This is a genomic window from Frankia sp. CcCS3 (assembly GCF_977927575.1).
In genome coordinates this window covers 1-8,561 of record NZ_CDWRCL010000180.1, presented here as the reverse complement: position 1 = coordinate 8,561, position 8,561 = coordinate 1, and the positions used below count along the sequence as shown (strand labels likewise).

Genomic DNA, 8,561 nt, shown 5'->3' with positions numbered 1-8,561 from the left:
CCAGAAGAATCACAAGATCAGCGACAGATCCCGGCGGCTGTCCCCGACGGTGCACGCCGAACTGACCCGGGTCGCCGGCTACCTGTCGTTCTCCCTCGGGATGCTGGCCGTTGACACCGGCGACGACACCTCGGCGCGGCGGTTCGCGACCCTCACCGAGCAGTTCGCCGCCCAGCTCGACGACCGGCTGCTCACCGGCACCGCGCACAGCCTGGACGCGGCGATCGCCTTCGTCACCGGGCGCTACGCCGCCGCCCGCAACGCCGCGGCCAAGGCGGCCGCTGTCGACCATCCCTACCTGCACGGCTGGGCAGCGGCGGTGCAGGCCACCGTCGCCGCGGCCACCGGCGACGAGGCAGCCCTCGACGCCGCCCTGAACCGGCTGCGCAACCGGCCGACTGTGCTCGGCCTGCGCCATCCCGGCTGGCCCCCCTTCGACGAGGTCCGGGAGGCCTGCGTCGTCGCCGACGCGATGGCCCGCCTCGGGATGCCCGGGGCGCGTTCCGCCGCGTACACCGCGATCGACCTGACCACCCCGGCGACCCTCGACCGCGGCTGGGCGCTGGCGTCGCTCGCCGCCGCCACGCTGCGCCGCGATCCCGCGGTGGCCGAAGCCGCCCTCCTCGAGGTGGAGGACATCCTCGACAAGCGCCCGTCGCGGGTGCTCACCCTGAGGACGAACGAGATCCTGATGCTCACCTCGGCACACGCCGAGCGCGCCTCGCTGCGGGCCGGCGCCGCCTGAGCCGAGCCCGGGGGAGCAGGTCACCGGGCCGGCCGGCCGGCCGCGGCGCGCAGCCGCGCACCGCGGCGCACGAGCAGCCGTTCGGCCAGTGCGTCGGCGCGTTCGATGTCCTCGAGGGTGGCCCGCGTGCGCCGCTCGACCTCCAGGACCGCCGCCAGCAGCTCGGCGGACAGCCGGGTGCGGGCGGCGACCCGGGCGACGCTGGGCGGCAGCACGGACGCGCTGCCCGGCGCGGTGGGTACGGCGGGCCGGGTGGTGGTGGTCGGACGAGAAGTCAGATGCGCCAGAGTCACACTCCAGTGATATCGCGGCTGGTACGCACCGCAACGTCTTGACTTCTCGGCGAATCCGGGGATCAGCATTGCCCCACAGGGCATCCACAGGGTCGCGGCAGGTTACCCACCGGCTTGTCGACAGGTTTATCCACATAACGATCTTTGTATGGTAAACGTCACATTCCCGAAGGCCGGGATGCCGGTCGCGGTTCCGATATTCCGGTCCATGCACGTAACCGGATGATCCTGTTACAGTGTGCGCCGACAAGATCGGGAGCCACATGACAGGGTGGGACGACCCGCACCGGCAGCCGCAGCAGCCTGGGCCGGCCGGATACTACGAGCCGTACGGACACGAGCCGTACGGACAGCCGCCGCGGCCGCCTCATGGCCAGGCCGGCGGGCCGGGCCCGACGCCGTACCCGATCGGCCCGCCGCAGCCCTTCCCGGGTCCCGGCCCGGGCCAGGGTTACCCGCCGGTGCCGCCGAAGTCGGTCGCGGTCGCGCTGCTGCTGACCTTCCTGTGGCTGGGCGTGGGCCACATCTACGCCGGCAGGACCACCACGGGTGTCGTGCTCCTGATCGCCGACCTGTTCCTGTGGATGTTCTCCTTCTTCATCGTCACACTGATCATCACTGTTCCGGTGTGGTTCATCGTGTGGGTGATCGCCATGGTCAGCTCCGCCTCGGCGGTCCAGAAGTACAACACCCGGCTCGGCTACCCGCGCGGCTGACCACCGCGGGCGAGCAGGGCGTCCACCAACCGGCGGGCGTCGGCGAGATCGACCGGCTCGGCGACGAACAGGATGCGGTACATCATCGGTGCCATGACCCCCTCGACGATCTCACCGACCCCGGGGGCGGGTTCACCGCGACGCGCGGCCCGTTCGACGATGACCCCGATCTGCTTGCGGATGTACAGGTCACAGCAGCACGCCGGCCGGTCGTCGCAGCAGGAAGCGACCAGGTCGCGCAGGAACGCCCGGCCCGTGGGGGAGGACATCTCCTCCAGGTACTGCTCGCAGTAGGCGGCGAGATCGCCGCGCAGCGACCCGGTGCCCGCCGGCGGGGTCTCCGGGCGCAGCCGCTCGGCGGCGACGTCGGCGAGCAGCTCGGTCAGGTCCCCCCAGCGCCGGTAGACGGTGGAGGCGGTCACCCCCGCCCGGGCGGCGACCAGCGGCACCGTGATCTCGTGCCGACCCCGCTCGGCCTGCAGCGCGCGCACCGCGGCATGCACGGACTGCTGGACCCGCGCGCTACGCCCCCCGGGCCGCGGACCCTCGGACGGACTCACGCATCCAGCCTAACGCACATCCTTTGCGTTAACGTCGGGCCGAGGGTACCGTCGGGCGCTAACGCAAAATCTTAGCTTTAGCTGTCCGGTGAAGGGAAACCCGATGTCCTCCCAACCCATCGCCACCGGCCTCCCCGCCGGCCTGATTGGTCTGGCCGGCCAGACCAATCAGGCCGGCCAGGCCGGCGCCGCCGGTACCGGCGGCGGTGGTGGGAGCCCGTCCTCGGCGGCCTCCGCCCCGGTACCGGCGGTGGCCCTGCCGCGGCAGGCCGCGGCCCGCGACGCCCCGCCCGACCCGGGCACGGCGCCCCACCGGGGCAGGCTGTCCCCGCGCGCCGGATTCCTCCTGCAGACGTCGATGATCGGCTCGTTCCTCGCCGCGTCCTCGGCCCCCACCCCCCTCTACCCGGTCTACCAGGCCCGCTGGGGGTTCTCCCCGATCACCGTGACCGTCGTGTTCGCCGTGTTCGCCGTGTTCGCCGTGTACGCCCTGGCCGTCCTCGCCGCACTGCTCACCGTCGGAGCCCTCTCCGACCACATCGGGCGCCGTCCGGTGCTGCTCACCTCCTCGCTGCTGCTCGCCGCCGCCCTCGCGGTGTTCGCCACCGCCGGCGGGGTAGGGGAGCTGACCATCGGCCGCGTTCTGCAGGGCCTGGCGACCGGCGCCGCCAGCGGCGCCCTCGGCGCCGGCCTGCTCGACCTCGACCGGGCCCGCGGCACCCTGGCCAACGGAGTCGGCCCGTTCACCGGCCTGGCCCTGGGTGCCCTCGGGTCCAGTCTGCTCGTGGCCTACCTGCCCGCTCCCACCCGTCTGGTCTACCTGGTGCTGTGCGCGATCGTGCTTGCCCAGGCGGTCGGGGTCGCGGCGATGCCCGAGACCGCACCGCGCATCCCCGGAGCGATCGCGTCGCTGCGCCCGACCATCGGCGTACCCGCCGCCGCCCGCCGCGACCTGCTGATCGCCGCCCCCTGCCTGGTCGCCTCCTGGGCCCTGAGCGGGTTCTACCTCTCCCTCGGCCCGAGCCTGGCCCGTCTCGTCGTCGACTCCCGCTGGGTCGTGCTGGGAGGTCTCGCGGTCTTCGCCATCACCGTGACCGCGGCCCTGACGGTGCTGCTCGTGCGCGACACCGCCCCCCGCACCGTGATGTTCCTCGGCGCCCTGGGCCTGCTCGTCGGCGTCGGTGTCACCCTGCTCGGCGCGGACCTTCCCTCCACCCCGACGTTCTTCGCCGGCACCACGCTGGCCGGTATCGGTCTCGGCGCCAGTTTCCAGGGCGGCCTGCGCGTCCTGATCCCCCTGGTCGCCCCGCACGAACGCGCCGGCCTGCTCTCGGCCGTCTACGTGCTGTGCTACCTCGCCTTCGGCGTCCCCGCGGTCGTCGCCGGCTAGCTGGTCACCCACCACGGGCTGCTGCCCACCGCCCGCGGGTACGGCCTGGTCGTCATGGCCCTCGCCGCGCTGGCGCTCCTCGGCCTGCTCACCCGCGCCCGGCGCCCGGCGCCCGGCGGCCCTCGGCCGGCGAATCCGGAGGACCTGAGCACGGTCCGCGGTCCCTGACTCCACCTGCAGTCACCCGGTAGAGTGCTGTTGAAAATGGTTTTTTTGTTTCTATGTAGGGTGCCGGGTGTGAGTCGATCCTTTGCCTTTGCATCCCGCCTGCTGGCGCTTGGCGGCGCCGCCACGCTCGCGGTTTCCTTGATCGCCAGCTGTGGCGGCGACCGGGCTGCCACCGCCGAGGCCGCCGCCGGCCGGCTGCCGGCGGTGGCCAACTTCTACCCGGTGCAGTTCCTGGCCGAGCGGATCGGCGGGGACCGGGTGACGGTGACGAACCTGACCCCGCCCGGTTCCGAACCGCACGACCTGGCGGTGGACGGCCGCGGTGCCCAGGCGCTGGCCGAGGCAAAGGTGGTGTTCTACCTCGGGGCGGGTTTCCAGCCGGACGTGGAAAAGGCCGTCAGCGACAGCGCGCCCGCGGTGATCCGTCGAGACCTGCTCGCAGCGCCCGGGGTGAGCCTGCGACCCGCGCCGGCGGTACTGGGCGAGGAGGCCCTGTCCGGCGGCAAGGACCCGCATGTCTGGCTGGATCCGGTGCGGATGAAGGCGATGGCCGGCGTGGTCGCCGCCGCCTACACCGACGCCGATCCCGAGCACACCGCGGACTACCGGGCAAACCTGGCCACGCTCGGGCGTGACCTCGACGGGTTGGGCGCGGCCCTGCGGGCGGGCCTGACCGGCTGCGCGCAGACGGCGATCGTGACCTCGCACGCCGCGTTCGGGTACCTGGCCGACCGGTACGGGCTGCGGCAGATCCCGATCGCCGGGTTGTCGCCGGACGCGGAGCCGGACGCCAGGACCCTCGCCGAGATCACCGACACGGCCCGGGCGGCCAGGGCACACACGGTGTTCTTCGAGGAGGCGCTGCCACCCGATCTGGCCAGGACCGTCGCCACGGCGATCGGCGCCCGGGTGGACCTGCTCGCCGCGTTGGAGTTCGACCCGGGCAAGGCGTTGGGTGCCGGTCAGGACTACCTCAGCGTGATGCGCGGCAACGGGCGGCGCCTGCACACCGGCCTGGAGTGCCGGTGAACCCGCCGGTACTGGCGGCGCGCGGCCTGACCGTGCGGTACGGGCGGGTCACCGCGATCGAAGACGTGGACATGGCCCTGGCGGCCGGGGAGCTGGTCGCCCTCGTGGGGCGCAACGGCGCCGGCAAGTCCACCCTGCTGCGCGCCCTCGCCGGCCTCACCCCCCACGAGGGCACCGTCACCCGCCAGGCGACGGCATGCCACCACCGGCGCACCGAACTGCGGGGGACGAGCGAGGTGCGGGTGGCGTTCGTGCCGCAACGCGCCACCCCGCGCTGGGACCTGCCCATCTCGGTCCGCCAGGCGGTGGCGACCGGCCGGCTTTCCCCGCGGCGGCGGTGGCGGCGGCCAGCCGCCGCGGACCGCCGCGCCATCGAGGCGGCCCTGTTACGCATGGATCTGTATTCCCTGGCGGACCGGCCGGTGGGCGAGCTGTCCGGGGGGACAGGCGCAGCGGCTGCTGCTGGCCCGCGCCCTGGCGCAGGAACCGGACGTGCTGCTGCTCGACGAGCCGTGCGACGGCCTGGACGCCGCGAGCGTCAGCGCGTTGCTGGCCGCGCTGACCGAGCTGGCCACCGGCGGCATCGCGGTCTGCTGCGCGCTGCACGAGCTGCACCTGGCCCGTGGCCTGTTCGACCGGGCAGTGGTCATCGACCGGGCGGTACTCGCCGACGGCCCCGTCAGCCAGCCGAGGCCACTGGGGTACCCGTTCATGCAGCGCGCCCTGGTCACCACCCTGGCCGTCGGCGTGGCCGCACCGGTCGCCGGGGTGTGGGCCACCAGCCGCCGCCTGGTGTACCTGACCGACGCGATGAGCCACGCCATCCTCGCCGCCGCCGCGCTGCTCGGCGCCTCCCTGCTGGCCGGCGGGCTGGTCGCGGCGGCGGTGATGGCGCTGCTGGTCGCCGTGCTGGTGGTCCGGGCTCGGCTGCCGGAGGACAGCGCCATCGGGGTGGTCGGGCAGGGACTGTTCGCCCTCGGGGTGATCGGGGTATCGCAAAGCACCGAGCCTCGTGCCCTCTCGCACGTGCTGTTCGGCAACCCGCTGACCGTCACCACCACCGATGTGATCATCGAGTTGGCGATCGCCGCGCTGGTCGTCGCCGCGGCCGCGGGATGCCTGCCGCTGCTGGTCGCCACCACCGTCGACCCGGGCCACGCCCGCACCCTCGGCGTGCGCACCGGCCTGGTCGACACCGCGGTCATCCTCGGGCTCGGCCTCGTAGTCGTGATCGGCCTGACCACCGTCGGAGTCCTGATGGCGCTGACGCTGTGCATCGCCCCGGCCGCCGCCGCCCGGCTGCTGTCCAGCCGCCGGCCTCGGCGTCACCGCCGGGCTGGTCGGGCTGCTGGCCAGCTACCACCTCGGCCTGCCCGCCGGCCCCGAGGTCGCCGCCGCCGCGCTGACCCGCGCCGCCCGCCCCGGCCCCCGCACCGACCATGGGCGTGTGCCGCTGGCCGGCTGCGACCAAACCACCACCGGCCAAGGGAGAACATCCTGACCACCAATCCGACAACCCCACTGGCCGGCCTCGCCGGCCCCGCCGGCCGGCCCGACGGCACCGGCCGGGCCAACGCCGCCGCCCTCAAGGCGGTCGTCCGCGACATGCTGCTGCTGGACGACAGCCACACGGTGGTCATCCAGCAGCTGGCCTGCGCCGAGCCGGGCTGCCCACCTGTGGAAACCGTCATTGCCGTGCTGTCCGCGGGCGCGCCGACGCGCCGCTGGACGCTGCACCAGCCGATGGCCGAGCTGACCGCCGAGTCCGTTCGCGCCGCCCTGTCACCTGAAGGAGAAAAAGAATGACTGATACCCGGGTACCCGTCACCGTGCTGACCGGTTTTCTCGGTTCCGGCAAGACCACCCTGCTCAACCGCATCCTCAGCGAACAGCACGGCCTGCGCATCGCCGTCATCGAGAACGAGTTCGGCGAGCTCGGCGTCGACGACGCCCTCGTCCTGGACGCCGAAGAAGAAATCTTCGAGATGAACAACGGCTGCATCTGCTGCACCGTGCGCGGGGATCTCATCCGCATCCTCGGCACGCTGATGCGCCGCCGCGACCGCTTCGACCGGATCCTGGTGGAGACCACCGGCCTGGCCGACCCCGCGCCCGTGGCGCAGACCTTCTTCGTCGACGACGAGATCCGCGGCCAGCTGCGCCTGGACGCGATCATCGCCCTCGTCGACGCCAGGCACATCCTCACCCACCTCGACGAGATCAAACCCGACGGGGTGGAGAACGAGGCCGTCGAGCAGGTCGCCTTCGCCGACCGCCTCGTGCTCAACAAGACCGACCTGGTCGACCCCGACCAGCTGGGCGGCATCCAGACCCGGCTGCGGCAGATCAACGCCCTCGCCGACATCATCCCGGCGCAGCACGCGAAGATCGACCTGGCTGCCATCCTCGACGTCGGCGCGTTCGACCTCTCCCGCGTCCTGCAGACCGACCCGCAGTTCCTGCAGAGCACCGACCACCAGCACGATGTCGACGTCACCTCGGTCGGCATCGACACCCCAGGTGACGTCGACATCGACAAGCTCAACGCCTGGCTCGGCAAGCTCCTCGCGAGCAAGGGCGTGGACATCTTCCGGTTCAAAGGCATCCTCGCCCTGGCCGGCAACGACCGCCAGTACGTCTTCCAGGGCGTGCACATGCTCTTCGACGGCGACACCGGCCGCCCCTGGCGCGAGAACGAACCACGCACCAACCGGCTGGTCTTCATCGGCCGCAACCTCGACCGCGCCGAACTGGAGGCCGGGTTCACCGCCTGCCTCACCACCGCCGCATGAGCACCGCGACCATCGAAGCCCCGCTGTGGCAGGCCAGGATCGACGAGACCCCCGTCGCCGTGAGCGCGGCCGGCGGGCTGCTCGCCGTGGCCGGCGCCGACGGGACCTGCGCCATCCACCAGGCCGACACCGGTGAGCCCGCCGCCTCCCTGTCGGTCGACGGCGGCCTGCTCGACGCCGCGTTCTCCCCCGACGGTGCCCACCTGGCGCTGACCGGCCCCACCGGCTACCGGCTGTGGCACACCACCGGCCAGCAGCACAGCCCGTACGGCACGGCCGGCTGGTCCACCCGCGCCCGCTGGTACGGCGCCAACCGGGTGGCGGTCGCCTGCGGCCGGCACGTCCGGGTGCACGCCGCCGACGGCAGCCTGCTGTGGTGCACCGGCCCGGCGCCCAGCACCGTCACCGACCTCGCCTGGCTGCGGGCGGGCCGCGAGGTCGTCGCCGCCGCCTACGGCGGCGCCTACCGCTACGCCCGGCACAGCACCGACCCGGTCGAACACCTGCGCTACCCGGGCTCGCACCTCGCGATCGCCGTCGGCGCCAACGACCGGTGGGTCTGCACCGGCAACCAGGACCGCAGCGTGCACATCTGGCGCACCCGCGACCGGCAGGAACTGGAGATGCCGGGCTACCTGGGCAAGGTCACCCAGCTGGCGTTCGACCCCACCGGGCGATGGCTCGCCAACAACGGCGCCCCCGACGTCACCGTCTGGGACTTCGCCGGCAAAGGCCCCGGTGGCAGCAAGCCCCGGCTGCTGCGCGGTCACGACACCATCACCGCGCTCGCCTGGCAGCCCGCGACCGGCGCCGGCCTGGCCACCTGCGGCGCCGACGCCACCGCCGCGCTGTGGTGCGTCACCGCCGC

The 8,561-nt window shown here is 73.1% G+C and carries 9 protein-coding genes and 1 pseudogene; 8 read left to right on the top strand and 2 right to left on the bottom strand.

The window, feature by feature from the left end; genetic code table 11:
* Positions 1-745: hypothetical protein (locus AC08OQ_RS14850; protein WP_476612128.1), on the top strand; the 745-nt coding region annotated here is incomplete at its 5' end.
* A gap of 20 nt (positions 746-765) precedes the next feature.
* Here AC08OQ_RS14850 and AC08OQ_RS14845 read toward each other — a convergent pair.
* Positions 766-1,038 (bottom strand): hypothetical protein, encoded by a 273-nt coding sequence (locus tag AC08OQ_RS14845; protein ID WP_476599476.1) that lies wholly within the window; start codon positions 1,036-1,038, stop codon positions 766-768.
* A 461-nt stretch (positions 1,039-1,499) separates the two neighbouring features.
* Between AC08OQ_RS14845 and AC08OQ_RS14840 the strand changes: the two genes are divergently transcribed.
* Positions 1,500-1,754, top strand: coding sequence for a hypothetical protein (locus AC08OQ_RS14840; RefSeq protein ID WP_476612127.1), 255 nt, complete (start codon positions 1,500-1,502; stop codon positions 1,752-1,754).
* On the opposite strand, the gene AC08OQ_RS14835 is transcribed toward AC08OQ_RS14840, so the two are convergent.
* Positions 1,739-2,314, bottom strand: coding sequence for a TetR/AcrR family transcriptional regulator (locus AC08OQ_RS14835; RefSeq protein WP_476599473.1), 576 nt, complete (start codon positions 2,312-2,314; stop codon positions 1,739-1,741). The two genes, AC08OQ_RS14840 and AC08OQ_RS14835, sit on opposite strands and share 16 nt — an antisense overlap.
* 103 nt (positions 2,315-2,417) lie before the next feature.
* On the opposite strand from AC08OQ_RS14835, the gene AC08OQ_RS14830 reads away from it, so the two are divergent.
* The 6 genes and pseudogenes from AC08OQ_RS14830 to AC08OQ_RS14805 all read left to right on the top strand — a co-directional run.
* Positions 2,418-3,704 (top strand): MFS transporter, encoded by a 1,287-nt coding sequence (locus tag AC08OQ_RS14830; protein WP_476599471.1) that lies wholly within the window; start codon positions 2,418-2,420, stop codon positions 3,702-3,704.
* Between the two features lie 237 nt (positions 3,705-3,941).
* On the top strand, positions 3,942-4,901 hold the full coding sequence (locus AC08OQ_RS14825) for a metal ABC transporter substrate-binding protein (protein ID WP_476599469.1): 960 nt from the start codon (positions 3,942-3,944) through the stop codon (positions 4,899-4,901).
* A 71-nt stretch (positions 4,902-4,972) separates the two neighbouring features.
* Positions 4,973-5,335: pseudogene (locus AC08OQ_RS14820) on the top strand (ATP-binding cassette domain-containing protein); the annotation flags it as partial.
* Entirely contained in the window at positions 5,298-6,707 is a 1,410-nt protein-coding gene (locus AC08OQ_RS14815; protein ID WP_476599485.1) for a metal ABC transporter permease, read from the top strand. The pseudogene AC08OQ_RS14820 and the gene AC08OQ_RS14815, both read left to right, overlap by 38 nt.
* Entirely contained in the window at positions 6,704-7,693 is a 990-nt protein-coding gene (locus tag AC08OQ_RS14810; protein ID WP_476599467.1) for a CobW family GTP-binding protein, read from the top strand. The genes AC08OQ_RS14815 and AC08OQ_RS14810 overlap by 4 nt, the downstream gene beginning before the upstream one ends.
* On the top strand, positions 7,690-8,561 hold an 872-nt coding region (locus tag AC08OQ_RS14805), incomplete at its 3' end, for a WD40 repeat domain-containing protein (protein WP_476612126.1). The genes AC08OQ_RS14810 and AC08OQ_RS14805, both read left to right, overlap by 4 nt.